This window comes from Rhodococcus wratislaviensis, from assembly GCF_900455735.1.
Taxonomy (GTDB): Bacteria; Actinomycetota; Actinomycetes; order Mycobacteriales; family Mycobacteriaceae; genus Rhodococcus_F; species Rhodococcus_F wratislaviensis.
The window spans coordinates 512,085-525,372 of sequence record NZ_UAUI01000024.1 but is presented as its reverse complement, the minus strand read 5'-3'; the positions used below and the strand labels follow the sequence as shown (position 1 = coordinate 525,372).

Annotated in this window: 16 protein-coding genes and 1 tRNA gene; 7 read left to right on the top strand and 10 right to left on the bottom strand. The window is 67.9% G+C overall.

The annotated features are described in order from the left end of the window. Positions 1 to 24: 24 nt before the first annotated feature. Both DTA22_RS28330 and DTA22_RS28325 read right to left on the bottom strand, forming a co-directional pair. Positions 25 to 2,376, bottom strand: coding sequence for an MMPL family transporter (locus DTA22_RS28330; RefSeq protein WP_112301663.1), 2,352 nt, complete (start codon positions 2,374 to 2,376; stop codon positions 25 to 27). A 49-nt stretch (positions 2,377 to 2,425) separates the two neighbouring features. After that, entirely contained in the window at positions 2,426 to 3,028 is a 603-nt protein-coding gene (locus tag DTA22_RS28325) for a TetR/AcrR family transcriptional regulator (protein ID WP_005253325.1), read from the bottom strand. A gap of 121 nt (positions 3,029 to 3,149) precedes the next feature. Here DTA22_RS28325 and DTA22_RS28320 point away from each other — a divergent pair, with 121 nt between their 5' ends. From DTA22_RS28320 to DTA22_RS28300, 5 genes are all read left to right on the top strand, one after another. Then, positions 3,150 to 3,965, top strand: coding sequence for a class I SAM-dependent methyltransferase (locus DTA22_RS28320; RefSeq protein ID WP_037228012.1), 816 nt, complete (start codon positions 3,150 to 3,152; stop codon positions 3,963 to 3,965). Positions 3,966 to 4,101: 136 nt separating this feature from the next. Next, positions 4,102 to 5,175 carry an aromatic ring-hydroxylating dioxygenase subunit alpha gene (locus DTA22_RS28315; RefSeq protein ID WP_037228017.1) on the top strand — a complete coding sequence of 358 codons (1,074 nt, stop codon included), beginning with the start codon at positions 4,102 to 4,104 and terminating at the stop codon, positions 5,173 to 5,175. 18 nt (positions 5,176 to 5,193) lie between these two features. Further along, positions 5,194 to 5,409, top strand: a complete 216-nt coding sequence (locus tag DTA22_RS28310) for a hypothetical protein (protein ID WP_112301662.1) — start codon at positions 5,194 to 5,196, stop codon at positions 5,407 to 5,409. A 16-nt stretch (positions 5,410 to 5,425) separates the two neighbouring features. Continuing rightward, positions 5,426 to 6,385: a PDR/VanB family oxidoreductase gene (locus tag DTA22_RS28305; RefSeq protein WP_112301661.1), complete on the top strand. Its 960-nt coding sequence runs from the start codon at positions 5,426 to 5,428 to the stop codon at positions 6,383 to 6,385. Positions 6,386 to 6,400: 15 nt separating this feature from the next. Further along, positions 6,401 to 7,153 carry an IclR family transcriptional regulator gene (locus tag DTA22_RS28300; RefSeq protein WP_112301660.1) on the top strand — a complete coding sequence of 251 codons (753 nt, stop codon included), beginning with the start codon at positions 6,401 to 6,403 and terminating at the stop codon, positions 7,151 to 7,153. Here the strand turns inward: DTA22_RS28300 and DTA22_RS28295 are convergent. Both DTA22_RS28295 and DTA22_RS28290 read right to left on the bottom strand, forming a co-directional pair. Continuing rightward, a complete protein-coding gene (locus tag DTA22_RS28295) occupies positions 7,119 to 7,616 on the bottom strand; it encodes an RrF2 family transcriptional regulator (RefSeq protein ID WP_037228026.1) in 498 nt (165 codons plus the stop codon). The genes DTA22_RS28300 and DTA22_RS28295 overlap by 35 nt on opposite strands. Before the next feature lie 37 nt (positions 7,617 to 7,653). Next, on the bottom strand, positions 7,654 to 8,070 hold the full coding sequence (locus tag DTA22_RS28290; RefSeq protein WP_112301659.1) for a VOC family protein: 417 nt from the start codon (positions 8,068 to 8,070) through the stop codon (positions 7,654 to 7,656). Between the two features lie 163 nt (positions 8,071 to 8,233). On the opposite strand from DTA22_RS28290, the gene DTA22_RS28285 reads away from it, so the two are divergent. Further along, complete coding sequence (locus tag DTA22_RS28285) at positions 8,234 to 9,202, top strand: sterol desaturase family protein (RefSeq protein ID WP_112301658.1); 969 nt, start codon at positions 8,234 to 8,236, stop codon at positions 9,200 to 9,202. On the opposite strand, the gene DTA22_RS28280 is transcribed toward DTA22_RS28285, so the two are convergent. The 6 genes from DTA22_RS28280 to DTA22_RS28255 form a co-directional block, all read right to left on the bottom strand. Continuing rightward, positions 9,134 to 9,817, bottom strand: a complete 684-nt coding sequence (locus tag DTA22_RS28280) for a YceI family protein (protein ID WP_112301657.1) — start codon at positions 9,815 to 9,817, stop codon at positions 9,134 to 9,136. The genes DTA22_RS28285 and DTA22_RS28280 overlap by 69 nt on opposite strands. 70 nt (positions 9,818 to 9,887) lie before the next feature. Further along, positions 9,888 to 10,682 carry an SDR family NAD(P)-dependent oxidoreductase gene (locus tag DTA22_RS28275; protein WP_112301656.1) on the bottom strand — a complete coding sequence of 265 codons (795 nt, stop codon included), beginning with the start codon at positions 10,680 to 10,682 and terminating at the stop codon, positions 9,888 to 9,890. A 93-nt stretch (positions 10,683 to 10,775) separates the two neighbouring features. Further along, positions 10,776 to 10,866, bottom strand: a tRNA-Ser gene (locus DTA22_RS28270). A 55-nt stretch (positions 10,867 to 10,921) separates the two neighbouring features. After that, positions 10,922 to 11,113, bottom strand: a complete 192-nt coding sequence (locus DTA22_RS28265) for a CsbD family protein (protein WP_009477222.1) — start codon at positions 11,111 to 11,113, stop codon at positions 10,922 to 10,924. A gap of 138 nt (positions 11,114 to 11,251) precedes the next feature. Further along, entirely contained in the window at positions 11,252 to 11,710 is a 459-nt protein-coding gene (locus DTA22_RS28260; RefSeq protein ID WP_112301655.1) for a nucleoside deaminase, read from the bottom strand. Positions 11,711 to 11,721: 11 nt separating this feature from the next. Continuing rightward, positions 11,722 to 12,261, bottom strand: coding sequence for a tRNA adenosine deaminase-associated protein (locus DTA22_RS28255; protein WP_037228037.1), 540 nt, complete (start codon positions 12,259 to 12,261; stop codon positions 11,722 to 11,724). 49 nt (positions 12,262 to 12,310) lie between these two features. Between DTA22_RS28255 and DTA22_RS28250 the strand changes: the two genes are divergently transcribed. After that, positions 12,311 to 13,279: a prephenate dehydrogenase gene (locus DTA22_RS28250; protein WP_112301654.1), complete on the top strand. Its 969-nt coding sequence runs from the start codon at positions 12,311 to 12,313 to the stop codon at positions 13,277 to 13,279. The last annotated feature ends 9 nt before the right edge of the window (positions 13,280 to 13,288 follow it).

The window sequence follows — 13,288 nt, the reverse complement described above, 5'->3', positions numbered from 1 at the left end:
GTGGTTGACGAGTCCAGAGACTCGTCAACCACTCACGGGCGCGGAGCGCCTGTCCGCGTCGTGCAGGGCCTTCTTCAGCTTCTCACCCTCGATGTCGACGTTGGGCAGGATCTTGTCCAGCCACTTCGGCAGCCACCACGCCTTGTCGCCGAGCAGTGCCATCACGGACGGGATGATCACCATGCGCACGACGAAGGCGTCGAAGAACACGGCCGCCGCCAGGGCGAAGCCGATCGACTTGATGAACGAGTTCGGCTCGGCGATGAAGGCCGCGAACACCGAGATCATGATGACCGCGGCGGCGCTGACCACCCGGGCACCGTGGTTGAAGCCGACGGTGACGGCCTGCTTCGCGGTCGCGCCGTGGACGTACTCCTCCCGCATCCGGGTCACCAGGAACACCTGGTAGTCCATCGCGAGACCGAACACGACGCCGATGAGGAAGATCGGCATGAAGCTGACGATCGGCTGCGGGTTGGAGATGATGCCGCCCCAGCCCTCCTGGAACACGGCGACCGTGGCACCGAACGTGGCCGCGACGCTGAGGAGGAAGCCGAGCGTGGCGGTCAGCGGCACGAGCACCGAGCGGAACACCAGGAGCAGCAGGAGGAACGCGAGACCCACGACCACCGCGAGGTATGGGATCAGCGCGTCCTGCAGCGTCTCGGACACGTCGCCTTCGAGCGCGGTCTGCCCGGTGACGCCGTAGTTGACGCCGATCGAGTCGTGCAGATCTGCCTCCGCACCGCGGATGTTGTTCACCAGATCCATCGTCGCCGGATCGCTGGGGGCACTGCTCGGCGTCACCAGGATCTGCGCGGTGTCACCGGCCTTGTTCACGCCGACGACCTGAGCGTTGGACACGTCGTCCTGTGCGGTGATGGTCTTCACGACCTCACCGAACGCCTCCGACGGCGTGCCGGTGGTGACGTCCTTGGCGTCGACGACGACGAGCAGCGCACCGTTCTTGCCGGGGCCGAAGCCTTCGCTCACGAGGTCGTAGGCCTGCCGCGAGCTGGTGGCGGGGTCGCCGGTGCCCTCACTGGGCAGGGCCAGGCTCAGGCCGGTCGCGGGGATGGCGAGCGCCCCGAGCACCACGACTCCGGCGATCAGCGGAATCGCGGGCCTGCGGACCACGGCGCTGATGTATCGCAGGGCGAGGCTCGGCTTGCCCTCGTCGTCCTCGAGGTCACGACTGCTGAGGAACGGGATCTTGCCCGCGAACGCCTTCTTCCCGAACAGCCCGAGGATCGCGGGCAGGAGCGTCAACGCGATCGAGACGGCGATGAACACCGTGAACGCGGCGGCTGCGCCCATGTCGGAGAGGAACGGGATCCCGACGACGCGCAGCGCGATCAGGGCGATGATCACCGTGAGACCGGCGAACACCACGGCGGAACCGGCGGTGCCGACGGCACGTCCGGCCGCTTCCGAGCGGTCGTCCGTGAGGGTGAGTTCGTGCCGGAACCGGGACACGATGAACAGCGAGTAGTCGATGGCGACGGCCAGGCCGATCATGATGGCCAGCGTGGGTGTCATCGAGCTGAGGTCGGTGAAGCCGGTGGCGACGGTGATGCCGAGGCTGCCGATCATGATGCCGATGATCGCGGTGATCAACGGCAGACCCGCGGCGACCAGAGAACCGAACGTCAGCGCGAGCACGACAGCGGCCACGCCGATACCGACGAGTTCGGTGGCGCCGCCGGGCGGTTCGGCTTCGTTGGCGGCCGAACCGCTGATCTCGACGGTCAGTCCGGCGTTGCGGCCGGCGTCGGCTGCGGCCGAGATGTGGTCGCGCAGAGCCTGGTCGACGTCGCCCATGCCGCCCTTGAACGGCACCTCGACGTAGCCGACGGTCTTGTCGGCGTTGAGCGGGGACAGCGCCTGCGCGTTCGCGACGGCGGCGTCTTCACTGATTCCCTTGTCGGCCGCGGACGACTTCGCCATCTCGACGAGCTGCTCGTTCGCGGTGACGGGGTTGACCAGCGCCTTCGCGGCGTCGGCGCCCGAGGCGGTGGCGGGATCGACCTTGGCGGCGTCCTGGACCTGTTCGATGCCGCGCACCTTGGCGAGCACCGCGTCCATCGCCTGCTGGCTCTGCTCGCTCTCGAGGGTCTGCCCCTCGGGTGCGGCGAACACATAGCGCGCGCTGACGGCGTTCATCGGGTCGCTGCCCGCGGCCTCGGGGAACCGTTCGGCCATCAGGTCCTGCGCCTGCTGCGCGGGGGTGCCCGGGATGGAGAACGAGTCCTTCGTGGGCCCCGACAGCGTTGCCGCGCCGACGCCCATGAGGACCAGGATCACCAACCAGACGCTGAGGACCGCGCCTTTTCGCCGGTAGGCGAATCTGCCGATCCGATAGAGATAGGTGGCCACGAGAGACTCCTTCTGAGTCGGTGGAACGAAGATTGATTCGGGCAGCCGGCTACGGCTGCGGGATTCCCTGACGGAGTTGACGCATGGCGTCGCGGACCAGTTCTTCGGGCCCGCTGGCACCGGACTTGCCGCTCATCCACAGGTCGAGCGACGCCTTGCACGCCGATCCGACCGCCAGGTGCAGCAGGTTGGGGTAGAGGTCGGTGTCGATGTTCGTGCCCGTGCGTTCGGCGATCACCTCACCGACCAGACGGGTGACGCGCAGGTGCACTTCGAGTTTCTTCGCGAGCAGCGCGGGGCTGGTCTCGACGAGTTCCATCATCACCGCGGTCTCTTCGAGCGGTTTCGCCGGATCGGTGACGATCTGGACCACCACGTGCTCGAGGGAATCCCAGATCGGCTCGTCCTCGGGACGGGCGCGGAGCAGGTCGACCCAGTCGTGGACGGACTGCTCGAAGTGCGCGAGTACCGCCTCCTCCTTGCTGGAGAAGTAGTTGTGGAACGTCCGAGTCGAGACTCCCGCCTCGGACGCGATGGCGTCGGCGGTGACGCATTCGATGCCCAGCGCGCGGGCCAGGCGTGCGGCGGCGCCGCTGAGGGCTGCGCGCGTGGCGGCCTTCTTGCGGTCCCGCAGTCCGATTTCCGAAATCACTACTCCGACGGTACAGAACTTGCAGAGCTCTGCAAATTTGCGTGACCGTGCAACTTTTATGTTCTTGCCCACAGTCCGCGCGGCACTGTGTCGGGAGTCACCACGGCGTTACGGTGGAAACATGTCCGATCCGACGGCGCCGCTGTCGTTCCGGGCGGACGAGATCGACCGCGCCGCCCTGGACCAACTCGCCGCCGTCCTCGACCTGCAAGCCGCGCGCCCGGGAATCCGGCGACTGCGCGAGTGGTCGCTTGCGGCCCTGCAGGTGCAGCCGGGTGAGAGCGCCCTCGACATCGGCTCGGGCACCGGGTCGGAGACGCGTGCCCTCGCCGCCGCGGTCACCCCGTCGGGCCGCGCAATCGGACTCGATCCCAATCCCGGCATGGCCCTCCTCGCCCGGGAGCGGACCGAGGAGGAGGGCTCGACCGCGCAGTTCGTGATCGGCGACGCCTACTCGCTGCCGTTCCCCGACGACCGCCTCGACGTCGTGCGGTGCGAGCGGGTATTCCAGCACCTGAGCGAACCGGACCGCGCGGCGGCGGAAGTGGCCCGCGTTCTACGGCCGGGCGGGCGCGGCGTGATCGTCGACAGCGACTGGGGAACGGCAATCATGCACCCCGGCGATCCCCTGGTCCTGCAGAAGATCATGGACGTGATGCTCTCGCACACCGCGAACCCGCACTCCGGACGGCTGCTCCCGGGGCAGCTCACCTCCGCCGGGCTCGTCGTCGAGGACATCGGCACGGAGGCGTTGATCCAGGATCCGGGCGACGTGACCGGCCCACTCGTCCAGATGATGACCGCCGCGGCGATCGCCGAGGGTGCGATCACCGACGTGCAGAGCGCCGAACTGCTGGACCAGTTGAACGCCGCCGCCCGCCGCGGCGACTTCCACATGTCGGTGACGATGTTCGCCTACCTCGTCCGCCAGCCCTGACGAAACCCTTCCGACATTCGGAAACCGAGTGTGGTGGATCACCTCCGGTGCCGCACAGTGGTGGGGACGACGCTGATGCCCCACCGAGTCCGGCGTCACGAACAACGCAGCAGCCCAGCATATTCCGGAGGCATTCATGTCCACGATCGCCCGCAACCAGTGGTACGTCGCAGCCTACGGCCGTGAGGTCGGACGCGAACTGTTCTCGCGCACCATCTGCGAGGAGCCGATTCTGTTCTGGCGAACCGAGGCCGGCGAGGCCGTCGCGATGAGCGACCGCTGCGTGCACCGCCGCTACCCGCTGTCCGAGGCGCCGAGCCGGCTCGACGGCGACACGGTGGTCTGCGGCTATCACGGTTTCACCTACGGCAGCGACGGCGGCTGTGTGTTCGTCCCCGGCCAGAAGCGCGTTCCCCGCACCGCCCGGCTGAAGCAGTACCAGGTGGTCGAGCAGGACTCGTTCGTGTGGGTCTGGATCGCCGACCCGCAGAACCCCGAACAGGGCGACCCGACCCGCATCCCCCGCGCACCGTGGATGGACTCCCCCGACTACACCGTGGTCAGCGGCATGGAACCGATCGACTGCAACTACGGCCTTCTCGTCGACAACCTGATGGACCTGTCGCACGAGACGTACCTGCACGGCGGCTACATCGGCACCCCCGAGGTGGCGGAAACCCCGATCACCACGGAGATCGACGAGGACCGGAACGTCATCTACGTGTCCCGGCACATGGACGACGCGGAGTGCCCGCCGTTCTACTCCAAGTCCACCGGCATCGAGGGCCGCATCACCCGCTGGCAGGACATCGAGTACACGCCGCCGTGCCTGTACCTGCTGCACAGCCGCATCGCCCCGATCGGCGCACCGCTGCCCGGCGACGACGGCACCGACCCGCACGCGTTCCACAGCGAGATCGTCTACGCGATCACCCCGTCGACGGAGAATTCCACCCTCGACTTCTGGGCCGTGGCCCGCGACTTCGCACTCGGCGACGACGCCGTCACGACCTTCCTCGCCGAGAACAACCGGACCGTCGTGATGCAGGACGTCGTAGCGCTGAACATTCTGCAGAAGGCGCTCGACACGGAGAAGGACGGCTACCAGGAACTGTCGATCAACATCGACGCCGGCGGCCTCGGCGCACGCCGGATCCTGAAGAAGCTGGTCGACGCGCCGCAGGCCGTCACCGCCGCGGCGGTGGGCTGAACCGTGGAGCCGACCAGGATGCTCCGCGGCGCCAACGTGATGCGTATCGTCTGGCTTCCCGGGTCGGACCTGCTCGAGGGCGAGTGCCACTGCGGCGCACGCCACGTCGCGGAAGAACCCGCCGCCCTCTGGGAATGGTTGCTCGCCCACCCAGAGGGGCACCACCCCGTCGATCCGCCGGTGACCGCCACGCCGCTGCCCGCCGCGCCGGAATCCGCTCCCGTTCCCGTCTGACCCCGGAGAGACCGCCATGCCTATCCCACCCGAACCCGTACTCGAGCTGGAGCTGACCACAAGGACCACCGGCGCCGACGGCGTCGTCGTCCTGGAGTTCCGGGACCCGTCCGGCGCCGACCTGCCCACGTGGACGCCGGGTGCGCACATCGATCTGGTGCTGACTCCGGAGCTCACCCGCCAGTACTCGCTGTGCGGCGACCCGGCCGACACCGGGATCTGGCGCGTCGCCGTGCTGCGGGAGGCGATGGGCCGCGGGGGTTCGCAGTTCGTGCACGACAAGCTGAGCGAGGGCGACCGCGTCACGGTCCGGGGACCACGCAACCATTTCGAGCTCGAGCCGTCACCGCAGTACGTGTTCGTCGCGGGCGGCATCGGGATCACGCCGATCCTCACCATGGCGCACGCCGCGGAGAACGCCGGCGCCGACTGGACCCTCGTCTACGGCGGACGCAGCCGCGGTTCGATGGCGTTCGCCGACGCACTCGCCGAGAATTTCGGCGACCGGGTGGTGATCCACCCCGAGGACGAGCACGGCCTCATCGACCTACCGGGACTGCTCGGCGACGTCCGGGAGAACACCCTCGTCTACTGCTGCGGGCCCGCGCCGTTGCTCGACGCCGTCACCGGTCACTGCGACAGCTGGCCGTCCGGCGCGCTGCGCACCGAACGCTTCGCGGCCAAGGATCTCGAGGAGCCGGTCCGGGCCGAGGGGTTCGAGGTGGAGCTGACACTGAGCGGCAAGACCGTGACCGTCGCACCCGAGCAGTCGATCCTGCAGGCCGTCACCGCCGCCGGCGTCCAGGTGCTGTCGTCCTGCGAGGAAGGGACCTGCGGAACCTGCGAGACGGCCGTGCTCGGCGGTACTGTCGATCACCGGGATTCCCTGCTCACAGCGGACGAGCAGGCCGAGGGCGACACCATGATGATCTGCGTCTCGCGTGCGAGCTGTCCACGTCTGACGCTGGAACTGTGAGACGGAGAACGAGCAATGGCGATCACCGGATCGGTGACCATTCGCTCGTTGCGGCTCCTCGAGCTCTTCACCCCCTCGGCGCCGCGGCTGACCCTCAGCGATCTGTCGCGGAAGTCCGGGTATCCGCTGAGCACCGTGCACCGGCTGACCAGCGACCTCATCGAATGGGGCGCCCTCGAACGTGACAGCAGCGGCCGCTTCACCGTCGGGCTCAAGCTGTGGGAGATCGCGTCGCTCGCGCCGCGCGGCACCATGCTGCGCGAACTGGCGATGCCGGTGATGGAGGACCTGTCGCAGATCACGCGGGAGAACGTCCAGCTCGGCATCGCCGAGGGCACCGAGGTCGTGTTCGTCGAACGCATCGCCGGACAGAAGGCCGTGCCCGTCCAGACCCGCGTCGGCGGTAGGTTCCCGCTGACGGCGTCCGGTATCGGCCCGGCCCTGCTCGCGTACATGCCCGCCGACGTGCAGGAGCAGGTGCTGAGCGGGCCGATCGAGAAGTTCACCGACCGCACCGTCACCGACCCCGTCGTACTGCGGCGGACGCTTGCCGAGATCCGCCGATCCGAGGTCGCGATCAGTGATCGTCAGGTGACCATGGACGCCGTCTCCGTCGCGGCACCGATTTTCGAGCGTCCCGGAACGGCGATCGCGGCGGTGTCGCTGGTGGTGTCGGCGGAGAATGCGTCGCTGAACGCACTGGTCCCGTTGGTGCGTGCGGCCGGCCGGACGATCAGCCGCGCGCTGCGCCCTCGTCAGCCGTCGTGACCGGTCGGGTACGACGCTCCCAAGCCCCCGGGTCGGACGTCAGCGTGGTGAGGAAACCCGGCAGCTGCTCGTTCGCGACGTCCGCGAGACTCACGTTCTCGAGCACGGCCCGCAGGTTCACCCGCACCGCGATCCACACGTCCTGCAATTTGGCGGCCGGCCCGCAGTAGTCGACGTCCTCGGGGCGTTCACCCCGCACCGACGCCAGCGGACCCTCGACGGTCCGGATCACGTCGGCGATCGTGATGTCCTCGGCGGGACGGGCCAGCCAGTACCCGCCGTCCGGTCCACGTCTGCTGTTGACCAGTCCCCCGCGGCGAAGGTCGGCGAGGACGGCCTCGAGGAACTTGTGCGGAATGGTCTGCGACTGTGCCAGGAACTCGGCTTTGGACGGGGACGGCCCGGCAGCGGCCAGTTCGATCAGCGTCCGCACGGCGTAGTCCACCTTTGCGGTGATGTGCACACCGAATTCCTACCATCCCAGTATGAAAACCGGCAACTCACGCTTCGCCGCGCGCACCCAGAACGTCCAGGTAGTGCGGGTTGTACATGACGCCGAGGATGTTGCCGAACGGGTCGACAACGGACGCGGTGACGAACCCCGACTCACGTTCGGTGCGCGGCTCATGCTCCTTCGCGCCCATCGACAGCAGCTTCTCGACGGCGGCGGTCACGTCGTCGACGTGCCAGAACACCACCACGCCGGACGGACCGTCCGCGGCTGCGTGCGGGGCGTATCGACGGTCGATGATGCCGAGCTCGTGCTGGTAGTCGCCGATCCGATACTCGATGTATGCCGGGTTCTCGGAGTCGGGGCGTTCGAAGTAGGGGGCGATGCCGAGCAGCGCGCTGTACCACTCGCGGGCTGCCGCGATGTCGTCGGCGAAGAGACTGATGGTGGTGAGTCCTCGCAACATGACGAGTCCTTTCGACTGATCCGATCTTGCTGACGGGATTCATTCTCCGCGGCAAAGTGCGCACCCAATGAGCACTTTTCGTCGCTGCGTTTCGGGCCGATAGTGATGCGTGTCACTCCGAGGTACATTGAACTGGACGATCGTCTTGTATGGAGGAAGCAGCATGTGGGAGACCGTGACGTCGGCGTGGAATTCGGCGCTGCTGACGCCTCTGCACGAACCGGTCACACTGGCCATCCCGGCGTTCGTGCTGTTCCTCGCCATCGAATGGTTCGCGGCCCGGCACCTCGAGGACGCGACGTTCGACCCCGACGGACGGTCCCGCCCGGTGCGCGGAGGTTACGAGCGCCGCGACGCGCGCGCGAGTGTGTCGATGGGCGCCGTGTCCATCCTGACGACCACGTTCTGGAAGCTGCTGGCCCTGATCGGGTACTCCGCCATCTGGGTGTACCTCGCGCCGTGGCACCTTCCCCCGGACGCCTGGTACACGTGGGTGATCCTCGTCCTCGGCGTCGACGCGCTGTTCTACGCGTACCACCGGATGGCGCACCGCATCCGCCTCATCTGGGCCACCCACCAGGCGCACCATTCGAGTGAATACTTCAACTTCTCCACCGCCCTCCGCCAGAAGTGGAACAACGGCGCCGAAATCCTGATGTGGATTCCCTTGCCGCTGATCGGCATTCCGCCGTGGATGGTGTTCATCGGATTCTCCGTGAACCTCGTCTACCAGTTCTTCGTCCACACCGAGCGCATCGACAAGCTGCCCAGGCCCGTCGAGTTCGTGTTCAACACTCCCTCACACCACCGCGTCCACCACGGCTGCGACCCCGAATACCTCGACCGCAACTACGCCGGCATCCTCATCGTGTGGGACCGGATGTTCGGCACGTTCCAGCCCGAAACCCACCGCCCCACCTACGGACTCACCAAACCCGTGGGCACGTACAACATCTGGAAACTGCAGACCCACGAATACGGGCCCATCGTCCGGGACTGGCGCCGGGCGTCGTCGTGGCGCGACAAGCTCGGCTACGTGTTCGGGCCGCCCGGCTGGGCGCCGTCAGGAACGCGCGAAGCTGACCAGGAAGTCGACCGTGCCGTTGCCGTCCACGGTCACGAAGCCCAGTGACGGCGGCGTCACACCGAAGTCCGTCCAGGTGACCGGGATGCTGCCCGAGGCGATCAGGTCGTCGCCGGAACGGAGCACGTCGATGTCGACGGTCACCGGACGCGACTGCCCCTTGAGCGTCAGCGTGCCCTGGGCGGAGACCGTCCCCACGGAACCGTCCGCAGGCAGCCCCGACAGATCGACCGGGGAATCGACCGTGAACGTGCCGGTCGGGAACGTGCCGGTGTCCATCACGTTGCCGCGGAACTGGTTGTCGCGGCGGGACTGATCGGTCGCGATGGTCGCCACCTGCACGGTCACCTCACCCGCGGTGAGTTTCTCGCTCTCGACCGTCGCGGTGCCGGTCACGTCGCCGGTCGATCCGACCACTGTGACGCTCGCGCCGTTGAGGATCTCGTGAACGGTGTACCCCGCGGCCGTCTGGTTGGAGCCCTGCCCCGGCGTGACGGTCCACTGTCCGTCGACCGATCCGGTGGCCGCCTCCGCGCCCTCGGTCGACACCGAGGCCGCCGGTGCGTCGTCCTCTGCGATGAATTGGCCGTAGAACCACGGGCCCACCAGCACCGCGATCACGACGATGACGACTGCGCCGACCAACCACCACAGCTTTTTCATGAGATCAGGCTAGTTGCAGCTTCAATGGATGTCACTCGGTACGACCTGGGAGAGTGCTGTGAACGAACGGTCACGGGACGATGGAATCGATGTAGCCGCCGTCGACCCGCACCGCGGCGCCGGTGGTCGCCGACGCCTGCGCCGAACTGAGGTAGACAACCATGTTCGCGATCTCCTCCGGCTCGATGAGGCGCTGCAGCAACGACTGCGGCCGGTACTTCTTCATGAACTCGCGCTGCGCCTCGTCCCACGGCAGGTCCTTGTCGACCAGGCTGTAGACGAAATCCTCCACACCTCCCGTGTGAGTGGGACCGGCGAGAACCGAATTGACCGTGACGCCCGTCCCCGCCGCCTCTTTCGCGAAGCCACGCGAGACCGCCAGCAGCGCCGTCTTCGACATCCCGTAATGGATCATCTCCGCGGGAATCACGATCGCGGAGTCACTGGCGATGTCGAGGACCCGGCCCCAGGACCGTTCGACCATGCCGGGCAGGACCAGGCGGGTCAGCCGGATCGCGGACAGCACGTTCACCTCGAAGTAGCGGCGCCACTCGTCGTCGTCGATGTCCAGGGCCGGCTGGGAGCCGAAGATCCCGAGGTTGTTGACGAGGATGTCGACGCCCGGAACGATCTCCAGGACCCGGCGCGCGCCCTCGTCCGTCGTGACGTCGGCGGCCGCCGGAACGAATTCGCCGTCCGGGACCTCGGCCCGCAATCGTTCGATCGCCGCACCCACGGACTTCTCGGTGCGGCCGTTGATCGCCACCCGCGCGCCGGAGCGGGCGAGACCCGCTGCGATCGCGGCACCGATGCCCTGCGTCGATCCGGTGACCAGCGCCGTCCTGCCCGTCGAGTCGATGCGCATGTCTGTGCCCCTTCCCTCCAGGACACGCTAACGAACATTCCCGGCACGGATGCACAAAAAAACTCCCCACCTGCGTGTGCAGGTGGGGAGCTTTGGCGGTGGCGGAGGGATTTGAACCCTCGGACGGGGGTTACCCGTCACACGCTTTCGAGGCGTGCTCCTTAGGCCGCTCGGACACGCCACCGCCGGTGACTTTACCGGATGTGGCGCCCGAGCCCGAAATCGCCAGGTGAAGCCGTTTAAGTCAGCTTGTCCTTGAGGTTCTTTGCGGCGTCCTTGACCTTCTCGCCGGCATCCTTCACCGCCGAGGACGCCTGGTCGGCCTTGCCCTCGTCGCGCAGGTCCGGATCGCCCGTGGCTTTACCGGTGGCTTCCTTCGCCTGGCCCTTGAGGTCTTCCGCCTTGTTCGAAGCTTTGTCTGCGATTCCCACGAGATACCTCCGTGAATCCGATTTCGAACCCGGGGACGGGTCCGGCGGCGCCTCGTCGGCGCCTGTCTCCAGAGAAGCACGGGTCATGCGGACCCGGCCACATTGTGTCGAGTACCCCACGAAAGAGTTTGAAACCGGTCAGCGCCGTTCACGGAAGAAGTCTTCGAGGATGCCTGCGCATTCGTCCTCCAGAACACCGCCCCTGACCTGCGGGCGGTGCGTGAGACGGCGGTCGCGGACCACATCCCACAGGGAACCGACAGCACCCGTCTTCGGCTCCCACGCCCCGAACACCACCCGGGAGATCCGGGCCAGCACGAGCGCGCCCGCGCACATCGTGCACGGCTCCAGCGTCACCGCGAGCGTCGCCCCCTCGAGGCGCCACCCGTCGCCGTACACCCGGGCGGCGGCCCGCAACGCGATGATCTCCGCGTGAGCCGTCGGATCCGACATCGCCTCCCGCGAGTTCACCGCCCGCGACACCTCGACACCCTCGGCGTCGAACACCACCGCACCCACGGGCACGTCGGCGTCGGTGGCGGCACGGGCCGCCTCGATCGCCGCGCGGATCATCCGCTCGTCGTCCTGAAGAGTCACAGCGCGTGAAACTACCGGGGAAGCTTGTCGAGAACCCCGGCCAGCTCCGTGGTGAACCCGAGCCGCTGCGCGATCATCCCGAGCTGCTCGTCGGGATAGAGGTCCGTCTCGGACGTGATCACAGCCAGAACGGGTTCGGGCAGACCGAGGTCGGCGAGCAGCGACAGGTCGCCTTCCTCCCACGGCTCGATGTCGTCGAGTTCGTCCGGGTCGATGTCCGGGACCTCGACGTTGAGCGCCTCGAGGACGTCCGCGGCGATGTCGTAGTCGATGGCCGCGGTGGCGTCGGACAGCAGCAGACGCGTTCCCGACGGCGCCGGCCGGAGCACGACGAAGAATTCGTCGTCCACGTCCAGCAGACCGAAGAACGCGCCCGCGCTACGGAGGGCCCGAAGCTCCTCCTCCGCGACGCTGAGACTGGTCAGAGCAGCCGAAGTGAGGGCCTTGACCTTCCACCGGCCGTCCTCGTGTACTACCGCGACACCGAAGCCCTCCAGATCCTCTGCCCGATCCGAGGAGGCGCTGTTGTTTTCCGCGCGCTGTGCACCCATGAGCGCAACGGTAGCCCGCGGGGTGCCGGTAAATGAAGTCCGCACTCGAATGTGCCAACCTGTTCGGGTGTCTGATACCCCTTCCGCACCTCCCGTGTGCGTGCTCGGCCTGGGCTTGATCGGCGGTTCACTGCTGCGTGCGGCGGTCCGGGCGGGCCGCGAAGCGTGGGGTCACAACCGATCCGCGCCGTCCGTCGACGCCGCCCGGGCGGACGGATTCGACGCCGACACCGATCTGGTCGCGGTGCTCCAGCGTGCGTCGGCCGCGTCGGCGCTGATCGTGATCGCGGTACCCGTGCCCGCCGTCGCCGCCACCCTCACCGCGATCGCCCTGTACGCACCGAACTGCTCGATCACCGACGTCGTCAGCGTCAAGGCGGAGGTCGCGGCGGCGGCAGCCCGTCAGGGACTCGCCGACCGCTACGTGGGCGGGCACCCGATGGCCGGAACGTCGGCGTCCGGGTGGAGCGTCGGCAGCGCCGACCTGTTCCGGGAAGCCGTGTGGGTGGTCGGCACCGACGACGGCGTCGACCCCGCCATCTGGACGCAGGTCGCGCAGCTCGCGTTGGACTGCGGGTCCGTCGTCGTACCCGCCGAATCCGCCGAACACGACCGGGCGGTCGCGCGCATCTCGCACCTGCCGCACCTACTGGCCGAGACCCTCGCGATAACCGGAGCCCGCGGCGGGCCGCTGGCGCTCGGCCTGGCGGCCGGCTCGTTCCGCGACGGCACCCGCGTGGCAGGCAGCGCGCCCGGACTCGTCCGGGCCATGTGCGAAGGCAACCGGGACGCCCTGCTGATCGCCCTGGACGAGGCGCTGGTGCTGCTGCAGGACGCGCGGACCGAACTGGCGGAACAGTCGTCGACGGCGACGCTCGTCGAGGCCGGTCACACCGCGCGCCTGACGTACGACAACCAGGAGACGTGGGAGATCACCGGCATCGTTCCCGGCCGCGAAGGCTGGATCGACGACATGCGTGATGCGGGTCGGCGGGGAGGGCGGCTCCGCCGCCTGTGAGTGCTCGAC